Genomic DNA, 16,688 nt, shown 5'->3' with positions numbered 1-16,688 from the left:
AGGAGAGAGGGAGACCCGGCAAACTAGTGTTCCCGTCGTGGCGACGGGGGCGGTGGCACCCAAACACTCCGCAGGGGGGGGGGGGGCCCGCCCCCCCCCCCCCCCCCCCCCGACACCCTGCTGCTGACCTCCGCCGGCCCCGACGGCATCCGCCGGACGGTGCACCACGCCCGCCGCCGGCTGCCGCTCACCGACCTGAGCGCCGCCCTGCCGTACGCCGTCCGCCCCCGGCTCGCCCGGGTCACCGAACGCGCCCTGCCCACCGCCGTGGTGTACCCGCGCGACCACGTCCCCGGCCGCCGGCTGCCCGTCCTGCTGGACGTCTACGGCGGCCCCGGCTACCAGGCCGTGGCCGCCGAGCCGCGCCGCTGGCAGCTCCGCCAGTGGTGGGCCGACCAGGGCTTCGCCGTGGTCACCACCGACAACCGCGGCACGCCCTTCGTCTCCCCCGACTTCACCCGGGCGGTCTTCCGCCGGTTCTCCCGCGTGGCCGTGGACGACCAGGTCGACGCCCTGCGGGCGCTCGCCGCGCACCACCCGGACCTCGACCTCGGGCGGGTCGGCGTACGCGGCTGGTCGTACGGCGGTTACCTCGCCGCGCTCGCCGTGCTGCGGCGCCCCGACGTCTTCCACGCCGCCTGCGCCGGCGCCCCGCCCACCGACTTCCGGCTCTACGACACCACGTACACCGAGCGCTACCTCGGTCTGCCGCAGGACAACCCGCAGGGCTACGCCGACGACTGCCTGATCACCGACGCCCCCGGCCTGACCAGGCCGTTGCTGCTGATCCACGGGCTGGCCGACGACAACGTCCACCCCGCGCACACCCTGCTGCTCTCCCAGGCACTCACCAAGGCGGGGCGCCCGCACAGCGTGCTGCCACTGCCGGGCGTCACCCACATGACCCCCGGCGGGCTGAGCGAGCAGCTCATGCTGGCCGAACTCGCCTTCCTCCGGGCGGCTTTGGGCTGATCCATTGAGTCAGCCGGGCTGGGCTGGGACACTCCGCACGACCGCCGCCCCGCCCGGGCGGCACGGGAGGACGGGGAGAGCGCGGATGAGAACCGAAAGACCGGGCCCGGCCGGCCGGCGCCCGTGGACCCCGCTGACGGCCGCCAACGCGGAGAACTGGCCACCCAGGGGCCGGGCCCGCGCCTGCTGCTGCCGAACGACGAGCAGTAGCCGGGGCACCCGGACCGCCGTACCGGCTGGGCCGAGGCGCCCTGGACGCCGGACGGTTTCGCCCGGCGTGGAACCCGGTCGGACGCGGCCCTCGTGAGGTTCCCCGCCGCGCCCGACCGGGGGTCTGTGGTGGCCCTCAGGCCTCCGGGAAGTGGCAGGCCGCCTCGCGCGAGCCGGCTCCGACCACCTTCAGCAGCGGCCGCTCCGTCCGGCAGAGCTGCTGCGCCTTCGGGCAGCGCGGGTGGAACCCGCAGCCGGTCGGCGGGTGGGCCGGGCTCGGCGGGTCGCCGAGCAGCACGATCCGTTCCCGGGCCCGCTCCGCCGCCGGGTCGGGCAGCGGTACGGCGGACAGCAGCGCCTTGGTGTACGGGTGCGCCGGGTTGCCGTACACCTCGGCCTTGTCGCCGATCTCGACGATCCGGCCCAGGTACATCACCGCGACCCGGTCGCAGACCCGCTTGACCACCGAGAGGTCGTGCGCGATGAACACGTACGCCAGGCCCAGCTCGCGCTGCAACTGCTCCATCAGGTTGACCACTTGGGCCTGGATGGAGACGTCCAGCGCGGACACCGGCTCGTCGGCGATCACCAGCTTCGGCGAGGTGGCCAGCGAGCGGGCGATGCCGATCCGCTGCGCCTGTCCGCCGGAGAACTCGTGCGGGTAGCGGTCCAGGTGCTCGGGGATCAACCCGACCAGCTCCATCAGCTCGGCGGCCCGCCTGCGCGCCTCGGCGGCGCCCGCGCCCTGGACCAGCAGCGGTTCGGAGATGATCCGGGCCACCGTCTGGCGGGGATTGAGCGAGGAGTACGGGTCCTGGAAGACCATCTGCAGGTGCCGCCGGTGCGGGCGCAGCCGGGCCTGGGAGAGCTCGCCGATCGGGACACCGTCGAGGGTGACGGTGCCCGAGGTCGGGTCGAGCAGCCGGACGATCATCCGCCCGGTGGTGGACTTGCCGCAGCCGGACTCGCCGACCAGGCCGAGCGTCTCGCCCGCGCCGAGGTCGAAGCTGACCCCGTCGACGGCCCTGATCGGCGCTCCGGCCCGCCCGGTGCGGCTCCGCCGCCCGGCGAAGGTCTTCACCAAGTCCCGGACGGACAGCAGTGGTTGGCTGGTCACAGCACTCCCTCCGGCACCAGTGGCAGGTGGCAGGCGGCCTGATGGCCGGGGGCGAGCGGACCGAGCGCCGGGCGCTCGGCCAGGCAGCGGGCGTGCTCCTCGGCGGACGCGGCGGTGGTGCGGGCGCAGCGCGGGGCGAAGGAGCAGCCGGGGGCGGGGGCGATCAGCGACGGCGGGCTGCCGGGGATGGCCCGCAGCGGGGCGTCGTCGGTGTCGTCCAGGCGCGGCAGCGAGTCCAGCAGCCCTCGGGTGTACGGGTGCGCGGGTTGCGCGAACAGCCGTTCCACCGGCGCTTGTTCGGCTGCCCGGCCGCCGTACATGACGAGCACCTCGTGGGCGACCCGGGCGACCACGCCGAGGTCGTGGGTGATCATCACCACCCCGAGGCCGCGTTCCTGCTGGATCCGGGCGATCAGTTCCAGGATCTGCGCCTGGACGGTGACGTCGAGGGCCGTGGTGGGCTCGTCGGCGATCAGCAGCTCGGGCTCGCAGGCGAGCGCCATGGCGATCATGACGCGTTGGCGCATGCCGCCGGAGAACTGGTGCGGGTACTCGTCGACCCGGCGGGCCGGCTCCGGGATGCCGACCTCGGCCAGCATCTCGACGGCCCGGGCCCGCCCCGCCTTGCGGCCGGCCCTGAAGTGCAGCCGGTAGTGCTCGGCGATCTGCTCGCCGACGGTGTAGAAGGGGTGCAGGCTGGACAGCGGGTCCTGGAAGATCATCGCGATCCGCCGGCCCCGGACGGCCCCCCACTCCCGCTCCCCCAGGCCGTTCAGCTCCCGCCCGTCGAGCCGGATCGAGCCGGTGACGGCGGCGCCCCGGTGCAGGCCCATGACGGCGAGCGAGGTGACGGACTTGCCGCTGCCGGACTCGCCGACCAGGCCGAGGGTGCGGCCGGCCTCGACGGCGAAGGAGATGCCGTCGACGGCCCGCACGGCGCCGCGCGGGGTGTCGAAGGACACCCCGAGGCCGTCGACCTCCAGCAGACCAGGGGACATCAGTACCTCACTCTCGGGTCGACGTACGCGTAGAGCAGGTCGACCAGCAGGTTCGCGGCGACGATGAACGCGGCGGCGAGCAGGGTGACGCCGAGGATGACGGGCTGGTCGGAGCGGACCAGCGCGTCGTAGAAGAGCCGCCCGACGCCGGGCAGTCCGAAGATCGACTCGGTGATGACGGCCCCGGCCAGCAGCCCGCCGAGGTCCATCCCGAAGATGGTCAGGATCGGTGTCATCCCGGAGCGCAGCCCGTGCTTGACCGCGACGGTCGTGGCCGGCAGGCCCTTGGCCCGGGCGGTGCGGATATACGGCTCGGCCATCGCCTCGATCATCGAGTTGCGGCTCTGCCGGGCGTACATGGCCGCGTACAGCAGGGCCAGGGCGGTCCACGGCAGCAGCAGGTTGGAGGCCCAGGCGACGGGGTCCTCGGTGAACGCGTGGTACGACGGGTAGGGCAGCAGCCCGGCCGATCTGACGACGCCCCAGATCAGCATGATCGAGGTGAAGTAGACCGGCAGCGAGGCGGCGCCGACCGAGAGCACCATCAGCGCCCTGTCGACGGGCCGCCCCTTGCGCAGTGCCGAGGTGACGCCCGCGCCCAGGCCGAGGACCAGCCAGAGCAGGGCCGATCCGAGGGCCAGCGAGACGGAGACCGGCAGCCGGTCGGTGAGCAGGTTCCAGACCGGCAGCGAGTACTCGTAGGAGTAGCCGAGGCAGGGGAAGCCGCAGTGGGTGGCGCTGGGCCCGCTGCCGTAGTCGCGCCCGGCGAAGATGCCGGTCACGTACGTGGCGAACTGTTCCCAGACCGGTTCGTCGAGGCCCATCGCCGTCTTGACCTCGGCGATCCGCTCGGGGCTGCAGGTCTTGCCGCAGGCGGCCACCGCCGGGTCGGCGGGCAGCAGGTAGAAGATGGTGAAGGTGATCGCGCAGATCGCCAGCAGAATGCCGAGCGCGCCGAGCAGTCGGCGGCCGAGGTAGAGGATCACGACCGGCCTCCCCGCGGGTCGAGGATGTCGCGCAGCGCGTCGCCGAGCAGCGTGAAGGCGAGCACGGCCAGGAACAGGAAGACCGTCGGGATGAGGAAGTACGTCGGGTCGGTCTCGTAGAAGCTGATGCTCTCGGCGATCATCTGGCCCCAGGAGGGCGTCGGCGGCCGCACGCCCACGCCGAGGTAGCTGAGCGCGGCCTCGGTGGCGATCATGCCGGGGACCAGCAGGGTGGTGTAGGCGATGATCGGGCCGGAGACGTTCGGCAGGATCTCGCGGGTGAGGATGCGCCAGGAGCGGGCGCCGCCGACCTTGGCGGCCTCGACGTACTCGCTGTGCTTGAGCGAGAGGGTCTGGCCGCGGACGACCCGGGCGATGCCGGGCCAGGTGAACAGCCCGATCACCAGGGTGATCAGCAGGACCCGGTTGACGTCCTTGGCCACCGACATCATCGAGATCATGAAGATCAGCGAGGGAAAGGACATCGTGAGGTCCATCAGCCGGGACAGCACGGCGTCCGTCCGGCCGCCGAAGTAGCCGGCCGCGATGCCGACCAGGGTGCCGGTCACCACGACCAGCGCGGTGGCGGTGAAGGCGATCAGCAGCGAGACCTGCCCGCCGTGCAGCACCCGGGCGAAGAGGTCGCGCCCGGTGGCGGGTTCGACGCCCAGCCAGTGCCGGGTGCCGATCCCGCCGAAGTCACCGATCGGCTGTCCGCCCAGGTACGGGTCGACGGCGCGTTTGTCGAACTCCTCCGGGGTCCAGCCGCCGAGCGCGCTCAGCGGTCCGGCCAGTGCGGCGAGCAGGACCAGCAGGGCGACGGTGACCAGGCCGAACCGGGCCGAGGCCCTGGCCCACAACTGGTCCCAGACCAGCTGCCAGGGCCCACTGCCGGAACGTTTCGCCTTGCCCGCTCCGGCCGCGCCACCTGCCCCGGCCGCTCCGGCCGCCCCGCTCGCCTCGCCTGCCCCGCCCGCTCCGGCCGGGGCGGGTTCCGTGGTGGTACTCATCGGACCGGCCCTCAGCCCTGGCCCTTGGCGGGGTCCTTGAGACCGATCGTGGCGAAGTCCCACTGGCCGGTCCACACCGGGTGGCCGAAGGCCCCGGCCACGTTCGTCCCGGCCAGCAGCGGCCGGCGCTGCCACAGCATCGGCACGGTGGGCGCCTTCTTCATCAGGTCCTCGTTGAGCTGCAGCCACGCCTGGTCGGCCTCGTGGACGTCGGTCATCGCGTTGATCTGGTCGATCCGGTCCGAGGTGGCCTGGTCCCGGAACTGCTCGACGTTGCCCTGGTTGCCCTTCTCCTTGATGGTGCGGCCGTCGAAGACCAGCGGCAGGAAGGTGGCACCGGAGGGGTAGTCGGGACACCAGCCGAGGATCGCGAGGTCGGGCGCGTTCTTGGTGTCGCCGATGGTGTCGTAGTAGACGGACGGGTCGGCGGTGGTGATGGTGACCTGGATGCCGACCTTGGCCAGCGACTGCTGCAGCGCCTCGGCCCGGGTCTTGTCGCCGGAGGAGACGGTCAGCGAGACCTTGAGGTCGGTCTTGCCGGCGTCCTTGAGCAGCTGTTTGGCTTTCTCCGGGTCGCCGGTGGCCGGGATCTTCAGCGGGTCCTGCTTGGTCCCGCCGGACAGCGCGGGCGGCAGGTAGGAGGTGGCCACGTCACCCATCGCCGGCCCGCCGTTCGCGGTGACCTGGGCGTCCCGGTCCACCGCGTACATCAGCGCCTCGCGGACCTTGGGGTCGTCGAACGGCGCCTTGGAGGTGTTGGGGTACAGCATGTCGGTGCAGCCCTGCTGCTCGGCGATCAGCCGGGACTTCACGTCCGGCTTGGGCAGCACCTTGGCGACCGACTCGGGCCGCAGGTTCATCCACTCGATCGTGGAGGCGTCCGCGCCCTCGCTGGCGATGATCCGGTCGTCCACCTGGCCGCCCTTGAGGCCCTCGGTGACCACGATCCGGTCGGGGTAGGCCTTGCGGACCGGGTCGGTGGACTGGTCCCAGCTGCCGTTGCGGACCAGGACGAGCCGCTTGCCGCGGTCGTAGGCCTCGATCTTGTACGGGCCGGAGGAGAACGGCCGCAGGTCGTACTGGGTGCCCTTGTCCTGGGACTGCGGCACCGGGGCGAAGGTCGGCAGGGTCGCGGTGTAGGAGAACTCGGCGACCGGGCGCTTGAGGTGGAAGACGATCGTCCTGTCGTCGGGGGTCTCGATGCTCGGCAGGTGCTCACCGTTCAGCGGGCCCTTGTAGTTCTCGCCGCCGGCCAGGTACTGCTGGGCGTAGTCGGGGCCGCCGGTGAGGTCGGGGGCGAAGGAGCGCTCGACGTTGTACTTGATGTCGGCGGACTTGATCGCCGTGCCGTCCTCGTACTTGACGCCCTCCTTGAGGGTGAACGTCCAGGTCTTCCCGCCGTCCGAGGACCGGCCGAGGTCGGTGGCGAGGTCGGGGACGATCTCGCTGCCCGCGGCGCCCGGCTCGGCCTTGAAGGTGACCAGGGTCCGGTAGAGCAGCCGGATGCCGAAGTCCATGTTCGGCATGGTCCAGTTGCGGGCCGGATCGAGGTGGGCGAAGTCCTGGTTGGACAGCACGGTCAGGGTGCCTCCCCGGACCGGGGTGCCGCCGACGATGGTGCCGGACGCGGCGCCGGGGGCGTTGGTGTTGCCGGCCGTGGCGCCGTCGCCGCTGTCGCTCTTGTCGTTCTTGCAGGCCCCGAGGCCGAGGGTGAGGGTCGCCGCGAGGGCCGCCGCGAGGAGGGCATGGGTGCGCCTGGTCATGTGCAACTCCGCTGTGGGGGGCCTGCTCTGGCCGCTCCGCTGTGTGACCCGTAACATAGTAATGTGAAATTGCACTGCACAAGAGGTGACGCCGTCCGTTACCCAGCTGTGTCCGTGCACCCCCACCTCCCCAGCCGCGCCTAGGAGTTACCGGTGACCCACGCTCAGACCGGCCTGAACACCGGGAGCCACGACCTCCCGGTCTCCCCCGCCCTGGACGCCTTCATGGGCACCCGCTGGGCCGCCACCCCGCTCCCCGCCGGCCGGCGCGTCCCCGGCTACGACCGCTTCCCCGGCCGCCGCGCCCGGCTCTCCGCCGCCTTCCCGGGGGACCGGCTGATCGTCCCGGCCGGACGGCTCAAGGTCCGCTGCAACGACCTGGACCACCGCTTCCGCCCGCACAGCGCCTACGCCTGGCTCACCGGGCTCACCGGCGAGGACCAGGCCGACCACGTCCTCGTCCTCGAACCCACCGGGCCCGAAGGCCACGAACCGGTGCTCTACCTGCGCCCGCGCTCCCCGCGCGGCGGCGGCGAGTTCTACCGCGACCGCCGCTACGGCGAGTTCTGGGTCGGCCGCCGCCCGGACCTCGCCGAGGCCGCCGGCCTCACCGGACTGCGCACCGAACACCTCGACGACCTCGGCACGTTGCTCACCGGGCCGCAACCGCCCACCCGGGTCCTGGCCGGCACCGACACCCTCGTCGACGCGGCCACCGGGCGCCCCCGCACCGACCAGCGCGACGGCGAACTGGCCGCCGTCCTCGCCGAGTTGCGGCTGATCAAGGACGAGTGGGAGATCGGACAGCTGCAACTCGCCGTCGACCACACCGTCACCGGCTTCCAGGACGTCGTCCGCGCCCTGCCCACCGCGCTGCGCCACCCCCGCGGCGAACGCTGGATCGAGGGAGTCTTCGACCTGCGCGCCCGCGCCGAGGGCAACGGCACCAGCTACACCACCATCGCCGCCTCCGGCGCCCACGCCTGCGTCCTGCACTGGATCCGCAACGACGGCGCCCTCGACCCCGGCTCGCTCCTCCTGCTGGACGCCGGGGTCGAGACCGACACCCTCTACGCCGCCGACATCACCCGCACCCTCCCCCTCAGCGGCACCTTCACCCCCGTCCAGCGCCAGGCCTACGACCTCGTCCTCGCCGCCCAGACCGCCGGCATCGCCGCCCTGCGCCCCGGCGCCCGCTTCCGCGACTTCCACCACGCCGCGATGCGCGTCATCGCCGAAGGCCTCGCCGACTGGGGCGTCCTGCGCATCACCGCCGACCAGGCCCTCGCCGAGGACAACGGCCTCCACCGCCGCTACACCCTCTGCGGCAGCGGCCACATGCTCGGCCTCGACTACCACGACTGCGCCCAGGCGCGCGCCGACCGCTACCTCGACGCCACCCTCGAGGAGGGCATGGTTCTCACCGTCGAACCCGGCCTCTACCTCCAGCCCGACGACGAGACCCTCCCCCTCGAACTCCGCGGCATCGGCATCCGCATCGAGGACGACCTCGTCATCACCTCGGACGGCGCCCACCTGCTCTCCGGCGCCCTGCCGAGGACGGCCGAGGACGTCGAGTCCTGGATGGCGGACCTGCTGAGCTGAGGGATCCGCGACGGCGGACGGTCAGGCCACCTTGATCGTCCGCTCCCCCTGCCGGACGGTGACCTCGACCTCACCACCGATCGCGGCGGCGTAGGCCCGCAGGTTGTCGAGGCTGTCCACCTGTCCGTGCTCGATCTGCGACACCCGTGCCTGAGTCACCCCGAGCAGCTCAGCCACGTGCTTCTGAGTGAGCCCGGCCTTGCGCCGCAGCTCGGCCAGCTCGTGCCCTCGGATCCGAGCCAGCGTTTCCTGACGGATCTGCACCCGCCTCGCTTCCGCCTCCGGCGTCGCCAACTCCGGAAACCGCTTCATGACCTCGGCTCGAACCTCGGTCCAACTACGCCCCTTCATCGGCGCGCTCCGTTCCGTTGCTCCTCGACGTAAACCGCGTAGCGCTTCTCCGCCAGAGGAATCGACTCGTCGTACCACTCCGACCAACGACCGGACTTGTCACCCGCCACGAGGATGACGGCTTCGCGTTCCTGGTCGAAGACGAACAACATCCGCACCTCGCTGGCGCCCGAGGACCCCGGCCTCAGCTCTTTGAGGTTGTGCAGACGACTGCGGTGGATCCGGTCCACCACGGGCCGCCCCAGGGTCGGGCCCTCATCAGCCAGCAAGTCCAGCGCTTCAAGAATGCACTCCGCCGTTTTCGGGTCGTCCTCGCAGACCTGCAAGTACCACTCCTCAACCGGCGCCAGAAGTGTGATCTCCCACATACGGCCACAGTAAGTTGTGGCTTATACGGTACCCCGCGCTTTCCCGCCCAATCCACCCCTGCGAGCGACAACAGGCCCTGACCGGCGCGCGCCGGGCGCACTACCCCCGCGCGCTCCGCCACAGCTCTGCGATGATGCGCTCCCCCGGCCCCGGGCGGGCCAGGCGGTGAGCCGTGCCGGCCCAGAGGTGCATGGCGTCGGTGTCGCCGCGGCGGGCGGCCGCGGCGCGCAGCGGGGCGGTGAGGTGGTGGACCTCGGGGTAGGCGGGTGGGGCGTAGGGGCCGTGGCGGTCGATGAAGGCGTTGCGCAGGCCGCGGGCCGGGCGGCCGGTGAAGGCTCTGGTGACGACCGTCTCCGGCAGTTCGGTGAGCGCGGCCTGGTGAGCGGCCGAGGTACCGGACTCGTCGGCGCGCAGCAGCGCCGTCCCCAGTTGCACCGCAGCGGCCCCGGCCCGCAGCGCCGCCGCGATGGCCGGGCCGTCGCCCAGCCCGCCGGCGGCGATCAGCGGCAGGGACGTCACCGCCCGGACAGCGGGGAGCAGTTGCAGCAGCGGCAGATCGCCGGGTGCGTCCGCGGCCCGGTGGGTGCCGCGGTGCCCGCCGGCTTCCGGGCCCTGGACGCACAGCGCGTCCATCCCGACCGCCTCCGCCGCCCGCGCCTCCTCCGGTGTGGTGACCGTCCCGACCTGCAGCGTCCCCGCCGCCCGCAGCGCCGCCGCCTCCGCCGCCGTCGGCAGTCCGAAGGTGTAGGAGACCACCGGCACCGGGTCCGCGAGCAGCGCGGCGATTTTGGCCTCCCAGTCGTCGCGGTCCGGCCCGATCTCCTCGGGCAGCTCCACGCCCCACCGCTCGGCCTCCGGCCGCAGCCGCTCCCGGTAGCCGGCGACCGCCGCCGGATCCCCGGGCGGGCCCGGCACGAAGAGGTTGACCCCGTACGGCCGGTCGGTCGACTTCCTCAGCTGGGCGATCTGGTCGACCATCGCGTCGGCGCTCCGGTAGCCGGCCGCCAGGAACCCCAGCCCACCGGCCCGGTTCACCGCCGCCGCCAGTTCGGGCGTCGAGGGCCCGCCCGCCATCGGGGCGCCGATCACCGGCACGGCGAGCTCATCGAGACGGACGGCCATCGGACGCTCCTCCTGCTACGGGCACAGCCAGGCACGGACCGTACCCACGCTACGCCCGGCGGATCGGCCCCACCCGACGATCAGCGGATCAGCCCCCGCCCGCGCGCCTCGCGCACCGCCGCCGTGCGCGAGTCGACCCCCAACTTGGCGTAGATGTGCAGCAGATGCGACTTCACCGTGGCCTGGCTCAGGTGCAGGCGCCGGCTGATCCCCTGGTTGGTCAGCCCGTCCGCGACCAGCCCGAGCACCTCCGTCTCCCGCGCGCTGAGCGCCGCCGCGGGCGACCGCATCCGCTCCAGCAGCCGGTCCGCCACGCTCGGCGCCAGGGCGCTGCGCCCCGCCGCGGCGGCCCGTACCGCCTGGGCGAGCTGCTCGGGCGGTGCGTCCTTCAGCAGGTACCCGGTCGCGCCGGCCTCCAGGGCGGGCAGGGTGTCCGCGTCGCTGTCGTAGGTGGTGACCACCAGCACCCGCGGCGCGTCCGCCCGGGCGGTGATCTCGGCCGTGGCCTGGGCGCCGTTCATCGCCGAGCCCGGCCCGAACTGCAGGTCCATCAGCACCACGTCCACGCCCGGCCCGGCTGCCAGCTCGACGGCCCGCTCCGCGGTGGCGGCCTCCGCCACGATGGTGAAGTCGGGCTCGCTCGCCAGCACCGCCCGCAGTCCGGCCCGCACCACCGGATGGTCGTCGGCGATCAGCAGCCGAATCACGGACCGACCTCCGCGGTGACCGGCAGCTGCACCGCCAGCGCCGTGCCCCGCCCGGGCGCGGACTCCACCGTGAAGCTGCCGCCGAGCGCCCGGGCCCGGGCCCGCATCGTGGGCAGCCCGAATCCGCCGTCCCTGGCGTCCTCGCCGCTCCGGCCGGCGGCCGCCACCGGATCGAACCCGGCCCCGTCGTCGAACACGTCCAACGCCACCTCGCCCTCCATGTAGCTGAGTGTCACCTCGGCCCGGGAGGCCTCGGCGTGCCGCACGGTGTTGCCGAGCGCCGACTGCGCGATCCGCAGCAGTGCCACCTCCTGCGCGGCGGGCAGCCGGACCGGGCGCCCCGAGAGGTGCAGGTGGACGGGCAGACCGCTGTGCGCCGTCGTGGTCGCGCACAACCGCTCCAGCGCGACCGGCAGCGGGTCGCCGTCGAGGGCCGGCGGGGTGAGGGCCCGGACGAAGCGCCGGGCCTCGTCCAGGTTGTCCTGCGCCGCCTGCCGCGCCTGCTCGACGTACTCGGCGACGGCCTCGGTGCGCTCGGGCAGCGCCCGCTGGGCGGCCCGCAGCAGCAGTTGGATGGAGCTGAGGCCCTGCGCCAGCGTGTCGTGGATCTCCCGGGCCAGACGCTCGCGCTCGGCCATCACCCCGGCGGTGTGGTGGGCGGCGGCGAGGTCGGCGCGGGCGGCGGTCAGCTCGTCGATCAGTCGGCGGCGCTCCTCGCTCTCCCGGTACAGCGCCTGGTAGCCGAGCACGGTGGCGGTGGCGACGGCCGCGCCGAGCGCGGGCCCGATCGAGGCGGCGAGGCTGAAGCTCTGCTGGTGCCAGGACCACGCGGTGATCGCCGCGATCGCGGTCAGCCCGACGGCCATCGGCCCGCCACGCCGCCCGAGCAGGTGCAGTTCCAGGAAGTACAGCGGGAACGCCAGCCACACCCCGTCCTGGGTGGCGACCAGCAGGCCCGCCCACGTCACCCCGAGCAGCGCCAGCCAGAGCGCGGCGGCCCGGCGGGAGGTGCGGACGGCCGCGAGCCGCGGCCCGACGGCGTACCCGGCGGCCATCGCGGAGGCCGCGGCGGCGACGGCGGCCGGGTCACCGCCCCGGTCGGCGGACCCGGAGCGGGCGACAGTGAGCACCAGCAGGCCCGCCACGAGCAGATGCAGGCAGACCCGGAGGACGCGGGCGACGGGAAGGGTTCTGGATCGTTCGGTCGCCATCCCTCCAGCCTAAGTTCGACGCCCGGAGCCCGGCATCAATCAAAAGGTTGAACTCCGTTTCTGCCCTTTGATGCCCAGGAAGCAACCGCGGGCGCGATGCTCCCGATCCCCTTTCCGCCGACCGTAGAAGAGAAGCAACCCGCCATCCGAAGCAGCCCGCCATCCGAGGGAAAGGCCCGTCGTGTTCGTCGCCTGGAAGGACCTGGGGTTCGCCAAGGGGCGGTTCGCCCTGATGGGAACCGTCATCGTGCTGATCACCGCCCTGGTCGGCCTGCTGTCCGGGCTCACCGCCGGGCTCGGCCGCCAGAACACCTCCGCCATCACCGGCCTGCCCGCCGACCACCTGGTCTTCGGAAAGCCCGCCGACGGGCAGAAGCTCTCCTTCACCGACTCCCAGGTCGGCCCCGAGCAGTGGCAGGCCTGGGCCCGCGAGCCCGGCGTCACCTCCGCCCAGCCCGTCGGCATCACCACCACCAAGGCCGCGGCCGGACAGCGCACCGCCGCGGTCTCCGCCTTCGGCGTCCCGGACGGCTCCGGCTTCGCCCCGCAGGGCGGCCGGATCGCCGCAGGCCGGGCTGTCCTGTCCAGGACCGCTGCCGAGAACCTGGGCCATCTCACCCCCGGCGCCGAGTTCACCCTCGCCGGACACCGGCTGCAGGTCGCCGCCGTCGACGGCGACGCCGCGTACAGCCACACCCCGGTGATCTGGACCAGCCTCACCGACTGGCAGCAGTCCGCCCCCGGCGGCGCGGGCCACGCCACCGTCATCGCCCTCGACACCACCGCGGGCGCCGACCTGCCCGCCGCCGACGCCCGGCACGGCACCGAGACCCGCAGTCGGGACGGCGCCCTGGCCGCGATCGGCTCGTACACCTCCGAGAACGGCTCCCTCCAGTTGATGCGCGGCTTCCTGTTCGCCATCTCCGCGCTGGTGATCGGCGCCTTCTTCACCGTGTGGACGATCCAGCGCAGCGGCGACATCGCCGTCCTGAAGGCCCTCGGCGCCTCCACCCGCTACCTGCTGCGCGACGCCCTCGGCCAGGCCGTGCTGCTGCTGGTGCTCGGCACGCTGGCGGGCACCGCGATCGCCCTCGGCGCCGGCTCGCTGATCGGCTCCGCCGTCCCCTTCGTCCTGGACGGCCCGACCCTGCTGCTGCCCGCCGTCGTCATGATCGCCCTCGGCGCGGTCGGCGCGGCCCTGTCCATCCGGCGGATCACCTCCGTCGATCCGCTGACCGCCCTGGGGAGCGCCCGATGAGCCTGACCCTCGACCGCATCACGCTGACCTACCCGGACGGCGACGGCCGGCTCACCGCCCTGGACGACGTCTCGCTGACCGTCCCCAAGGGCTCGATCACCGCCGTGGTCGGCCCCTCCGGCTCCGGCAAGTCCAGCCTGCTGGCCGTGGCGGCCACCCTGGTCCGCCCGGACTCCGGCCGGGTCGTCGTGGACGGGACGGACACCGCCGCCCTCGGCCGCGCCGAGCTCACCGCCCTGCGCCGCACCAGGATCGGCATCGTCTTCCAGCAGCCCAACCTGCTGCCCTCGCTCACCGCCGTGGAGCAACTCCAGGTGATGGCCCACCTCGACGGCCGCTCCCCGCGCGAGGCCCTCCCCCGCGCCCTGGAGCTGCTGGCCGCCGTCGGCCTCCGTGAGCAGGCCGCCCGCCGCCCCCACCAGCTCTCCGGCGGCCAGCGCCAGCGCGTCAACATCGCCCGGGCCCTGATGAACGACCCCACGGTGCTGCTGGTGGACGAACCCACCAGCGCCCTCGACCACGAACGAGGCGCGGCCGTGCTGGACCTGATCACCGAACTCACCCACAGGCGGGCGACGGCCACCGTCCTGGTCACCCACGACCACACCCACCTGACGGCCGTCGACCGGATCGCCGAGGTCCGCGACGGGCGGCTGGTGGCGCCTGCGGCGGCCTGAGCTACTTCTTGGCGGTGAGCACGTCGTCCACCGAGAGCGTGAGCGACACACCGATCGATTCCGGCAGCGTGAACGATTGTCCAGGATGGTGGACGGCGGGCACGCGGTATTCGGCGTCCTGGGGGTCCGTGAGAACCATGACCCGCTGGTTCGTCCGGTCCACGATCACGTACACCGGCACGCCGGCCGATGCGTACGCCGCGGGCTTCTTCTTCAAATCGTCGCCGAAATCGGAGGAAGTCACTTCCAGCACGAGCCGGAAGACAGCCGGGTCATAGCAGTTGTACTCGATCAACCGATCATCGCTGTGCGCATCGAGGATCGCCAGATCGGGGACCGCGAAGTCGGAGGGGCCGCCCGGCAGCCAAATGCCCACGTTCTGGAAGACTTCGGTGTCTTCCTCGTCGAGACCGGCGGCGAAAGCAGGCGCATGAGCTTGGTCAACGATCGGCTGTGCGATCGAGTGGTTCAAGGTCTACCGAGCCCGCAACTGCAACGCCGGCCGCTCCGGCTCCGCCGCCTCGCCCTGGCCCGCCCACAGCGACCGCACGTGGCTGAGGTGCCGGGTCATGCAGGCCTCGGCCGCCTCCGCGTCACCGGAGATCATCAGGTCCAGCAGCTCCAGGTGCTCCTGTGCCGAGGAGACCAGCTCGCCCTTCTCGTCCAGCTTCGTCAGCCCGTAGAGCCGCGAGCGCTTGCGCAGGTCGCCCACCACGTCGACCAGCCGCGCGTTGCCCGCCAGCCCCAGCAGGTCGAGGTGGAACTGCCGGTCCGCCTCCAGGTAGCCGATCAGGTCGTGCTTGCGCGCCGCCGCGACGATCGCCTCGGCTTGCGGGCGCAGCCGCTCCAGCTGGTCCTTGCTCGCCGCGCGGGCGACCCGGCCGACGGTGGGGACCTCGATCAGGGCGCGGATCTCGGTGTAGTCGTCGAGGTCGCGTTCGGTGAGTTCGGTGACCCGGAAGCCCTTGTTGCGGACGGCTTCGACCAGCCCCTCCCGGGCGAGGTCGAGCATGGCCTCGCGGACGGGGGTGGCGGAGACGCCGAAGTCGGCGGCGAGGGCAGGGGCGGAGTAGACGACGCCCGGGCGCAGTTCACCGGAGATGAGGGCGGCCCGGAGCGCGTGGGCGACCTGGTCGCGGAGCCGCTCCTGCACGGAGATCAGGGTGCGGGATTTGAGGTCGGCCATGGTGTTCCTCCGGGTGGGTGCAGAACACCAGCGTACAATGTCACGTTACGTTGAGCGTGCAACAGTCCGGTGGGTGAACGGCCCGCCGACCCCTTCGACGACATGGTGTCAGCGGCCGCCGGCCGTGACAACGGCCGGCGGCATCCGATCTGCCCCCGTCCCGGCCGACTACGCCCGGCGGAACCGCCCCACCAGCGCGGTCAGGCTCGCCGCGCCGTCCCCGGCCTCGACGCCCGGTACACCTCCGCTGCCACGGCCAGGTCCTCCCACGCCATCCCGACGCTCTTGAAGAACCGCGGCCGCCCGTTCGGCACCAGGGCGTCGCCGCGCACCAGCTCGGCCAGGTTCCACACCTGCCGCCCGGCCACCCCGGCCATCAGCAGGTCCCCGGCCTCGCGTTCCGCGACGGCGCGCGCCTCCACGTACAACTCGGCCCGCGCGACGAGTACTTCGTCCACCTCCCGAGCGTCCGGCTGGTGCGAGCCGACCGCCGCGACGGCGGCGTGCTCGGGCACCAGCGCGCCGTCGAACAGCGGCGTGCGCGCGGTGGTGCAGCAGACCACCAGATCCGCCTGCCCGACCGCCTCGGGCCCGCCGACGGCAGCCGACAGCCCGAGCCCGCGGCCGTACACCGCCAGCGCCTCGGCCCGCCCGGGATCGCGTGCCACCACCGTCACCCGGTGGAGCGGCCGGACCGCCAGCAGGGCGTCCAGGTGCCCGTACGCCTGCGGTCCGGAGCCGAACACCACCAGGTGTCCGGCCTCCGGCACCGCGAGCCGCGCCAGCGCCGCCGCCGTCACGGCGGGCGTGCGCAGGGCCGTGAGGGCGGCGCCGTCGAGCACCGCCAGCGGCTGGAGGGTCGGCCCGTCCAGCAGCAGGTAGCTGCCGGTGATCCGGGGCAGCCCGCGGGCCGGATTGCCCGGCGCCACCCCGGCGATCTTGACGCCGGCGTACGGCCCGGCGGCGGCCGGCATCAGCAGCAGTTCCCCGGCCGGCACCGGCACCGCCGACCGAGCGGGTGCCGCCTCCGGGTCGTACCCGTCCAGCAGCACCCGCTCGATCGCCCCCACCGCCCCGGCGGGCCCCACCCCGCCGGTGCCCGGCACGGTGTACTGGAGCGGCTCAGTCACCGCGCCGGGCAGCCCC

The 16,688-nt window shown here is 73.1% G+C and carries 17 protein-coding genes; 4 read left to right on the top strand and 13 right to left on the bottom strand.

All coding sequences use genetic code 11. The features are described from left to right. Positions 1-159: 159 nt before the first annotated feature. A complete protein-coding gene (locus ACZ4WV_RS27350; RefSeq protein ID WP_465751163.1) occupies positions 160-972 on the top strand; it encodes an alpha/beta hydrolase family protein in 813 nt (270 codons plus the stop codon). Between the two features lie 346 nt (positions 973-1,318). Here ACZ4WV_RS27350 and ACZ4WV_RS27345 read toward each other — a convergent pair whose 3' ends face one another. Genes ACZ4WV_RS27345 through ACZ4WV_RS27325 form a run of 5 tightly spaced genes read right to left on the bottom strand, consistent with a single transcriptional unit; the run spans position 1,319 to position 7,056 of the window. Next, on the bottom strand, positions 1,319-2,299 hold the full coding sequence (locus ACZ4WV_RS27345) for an ABC transporter ATP-binding protein (RefSeq protein WP_465751161.1): 981 nt from the start codon (positions 2,297-2,299) through the stop codon (positions 1,319-1,321). Then, positions 2,296-3,297 (bottom strand): ABC transporter ATP-binding protein, encoded by a 1,002-nt coding sequence (locus ACZ4WV_RS27340; protein ID WP_465751159.1) that lies wholly within the window; start codon positions 3,295-3,297, stop codon positions 2,296-2,298. The genes ACZ4WV_RS27345 and ACZ4WV_RS27340 overlap by 4 nt, the downstream gene beginning before the upstream one ends. Continuing rightward, the gene (locus ACZ4WV_RS27335; protein ID WP_465751157.1) at positions 3,297-4,283 is read right to left on the bottom strand and encodes an ABC transporter permease; all 987 of its coding nucleotides are present in this window, start codon (positions 4,281-4,283) and stop codon (positions 3,297-3,299) included. The genes ACZ4WV_RS27340 and ACZ4WV_RS27335 overlap by 1 nt, the downstream gene beginning before the upstream one ends. Next, a complete protein-coding gene (locus ACZ4WV_RS27330; protein WP_465751155.1) occupies positions 4,280-5,293 on the bottom strand; it encodes an ABC transporter permease in 1,014 nt (337 codons plus the stop codon). Before ACZ4WV_RS27330 ends, ACZ4WV_RS27335 begins: the two co-directional genes overlap by 4 nt. An 11-nt stretch (positions 5,294-5,304) precedes the next feature. After that, complete coding sequence (locus tag ACZ4WV_RS27325; RefSeq protein ID WP_465751153.1) at positions 5,305-7,056, bottom strand: ABC transporter substrate-binding protein; 1,752 nt, start codon at positions 7,054-7,056, stop codon at positions 5,305-5,307. 153 nt (positions 7,057-7,209) lie between these two features. On the opposite strand from ACZ4WV_RS27325, the gene ACZ4WV_RS27320 reads away from it, so the two are divergent. Then, on the top strand, positions 7,210-8,661 hold the full coding sequence (locus ACZ4WV_RS27320) for an aminopeptidase P family protein (RefSeq protein ID WP_465751151.1): 1,452 nt from the start codon (positions 7,210-7,212) through the stop codon (positions 8,659-8,661). Positions 8,662-8,682: 21 nt separating this feature from the next. Here ACZ4WV_RS27320 and ACZ4WV_RS27315 read toward each other — a convergent pair whose 3' ends face one another. The 5 genes from ACZ4WV_RS27315 to ACZ4WV_RS27295 all read right to left on the bottom strand — a co-directional run bounded on the left by ACZ4WV_RS27315 (position 8,683) and on the right by ACZ4WV_RS27295 (position 12,421). Continuing rightward, positions 8,683-8,925: a helix-turn-helix domain-containing protein gene (locus ACZ4WV_RS27315; protein ID WP_465751149.1), complete on the bottom strand. Its 243-nt coding sequence runs from the start codon at positions 8,923-8,925 to the stop codon at positions 8,683-8,685. Positions 8,926-9,008: 83 nt separating this feature from the next. Continuing rightward, positions 9,009-9,380 carry a type II toxin-antitoxin system RelE/ParE family toxin gene (locus tag ACZ4WV_RS27310; protein WP_465751147.1) on the bottom strand — a complete coding sequence of 124 codons (372 nt, stop codon included), beginning with the start codon at positions 9,378-9,380 and terminating at the stop codon, positions 9,009-9,011. 100 nt (positions 9,381-9,480) lie between these two features. Then, positions 9,481-10,503 (bottom strand): nitronate monooxygenase, encoded by a 1,023-nt coding sequence (locus ACZ4WV_RS27305; RefSeq protein WP_465751145.1) that lies wholly within the window; start codon positions 10,501-10,503, stop codon positions 9,481-9,483. A gap of 80 nt (positions 10,504-10,583) precedes the next feature. Beyond that, complete coding sequence (locus tag ACZ4WV_RS27300) at positions 10,584-11,210, bottom strand: response regulator transcription factor (RefSeq protein ID WP_465751143.1); 627 nt, start codon at positions 11,208-11,210, stop codon at positions 10,584-10,586. Beyond that, positions 11,207-12,421: a sensor histidine kinase gene (locus tag ACZ4WV_RS27295; RefSeq protein WP_465751141.1), complete on the bottom strand. Its 1,215-nt coding sequence runs from the start codon at positions 12,419-12,421 to the stop codon at positions 11,207-11,209. The genes ACZ4WV_RS27300 and ACZ4WV_RS27295 overlap by 4 nt, the downstream gene beginning before the upstream one ends. Positions 12,422-12,602: 181 nt before the next feature. Here ACZ4WV_RS27295 and ACZ4WV_RS27290 point away from each other — a divergent pair, with 181 nt between their 5' ends. Both ACZ4WV_RS27290 and ACZ4WV_RS27285 read left to right on the top strand, forming a co-directional pair. Then, complete coding sequence (locus tag ACZ4WV_RS27290) at positions 12,603-13,679, top strand: ABC transporter permease (protein WP_465751139.1); 1,077 nt, start codon at positions 12,603-12,605, stop codon at positions 13,677-13,679. Continuing rightward, positions 13,676-14,356 carry an ABC transporter ATP-binding protein gene (locus tag ACZ4WV_RS27285; protein ID WP_465751137.1) on the top strand — a complete coding sequence of 227 codons (681 nt, stop codon included), beginning with the start codon at positions 13,676-13,678 and terminating at the stop codon, positions 14,354-14,356. The genes ACZ4WV_RS27290 and ACZ4WV_RS27285 overlap by 4 nt, the downstream gene beginning before the upstream one ends. A 1-nt stretch (position 14,357) precedes the next feature. Here the strand turns inward: ACZ4WV_RS27285 and ACZ4WV_RS27280 are convergent, their stop codons facing one another. The 3 genes from ACZ4WV_RS27280 to ACZ4WV_RS27270 form a co-directional block, all read right to left on the bottom strand. Beyond that, positions 14,358-14,828 (bottom strand): Uma2 family endonuclease, encoded by a 471-nt coding sequence (locus ACZ4WV_RS27280; RefSeq protein ID WP_465751135.1) that lies wholly within the window; start codon positions 14,826-14,828, stop codon positions 14,358-14,360. Between the two features lie 3 nt (positions 14,829-14,831). Beyond that, entirely contained in the window at positions 14,832-15,542 is a 711-nt protein-coding gene (locus ACZ4WV_RS27275; RefSeq protein WP_465751133.1) for a GntR family transcriptional regulator, read from the bottom strand. A gap of 200 nt (positions 15,543-15,742) precedes the next feature. Continuing rightward, complete coding sequence (locus ACZ4WV_RS27270) at positions 15,743-16,672, bottom strand: ornithine cyclodeaminase family protein (RefSeq protein ID WP_465751131.1); 930 nt, start codon at positions 16,670-16,672, stop codon at positions 15,743-15,745. Between the last annotated feature and the right edge of the window lie 16 nt (positions 16,673-16,688).

This window comes from Kitasatospora sp. NPDC029312 (assembly GCF_055569215.1).
This window is presented reverse-complemented; position numbering and strand designations above follow the sequence as displayed.

What these genes read in the sequence shown, in the direction of transcription:
- ACZ4WV_RS27295 (WP_465751141.1), bottom strand. Translation starts at nt 12,421, where the DNA reads ATGGCGACCGAACGATCCAGAACCCTTCCCGTCGCCCGCGTCCTCCGG.
- ACZ4WV_RS27330 (WP_465751155.1), bottom strand. Translation starts at nt 5,293, where the DNA reads ATGAGTACCACCACGGAACCCGCCCCGGCCGGAGCGGGCGGGGCAGGC.
- ACZ4WV_RS27310 (WP_465751147.1), bottom strand. Translation starts at nt 9,380, where the DNA reads ATGTGGGAGATCACACTTCTGGCGCCGGTTGAGGAGTGGTACTTGCAG.
- ACZ4WV_RS27325 (WP_465751153.1), bottom strand. Translation starts at nt 7,056, where the DNA reads ATGACCAGGCGCACCCATGCCCTCCTCGCGGCGGCCCTCGCGGCGACC.
- ACZ4WV_RS27285 (WP_465751137.1), top strand. Translation starts at nt 13,676, where the DNA reads ATGAGCCTGACCCTCGACCGCATCACGCTGACCTACCCGGACGGCGAC.
- ACZ4WV_RS27275 (WP_465751133.1), bottom strand. Translation starts at nt 15,542, where the DNA reads ATGGCCGACCTCAAATCCCGCACCCTGATCTCCGTGCAGGAGCGGCTC.
- ACZ4WV_RS27305 (WP_465751145.1), bottom strand. Translation starts at nt 10,503, where the DNA reads ATGGCCGTCCGTCTCGATGAGCTCGCCGTGCCGGTGATCGGCGCCCCG.
- ACZ4WV_RS27340 (WP_465751159.1), bottom strand. Translation starts at nt 3,297, where the DNA reads ATGTCCCCTGGTCTGCTGGAGGTCGACGGCCTCGGGGTGTCCTTCGAC.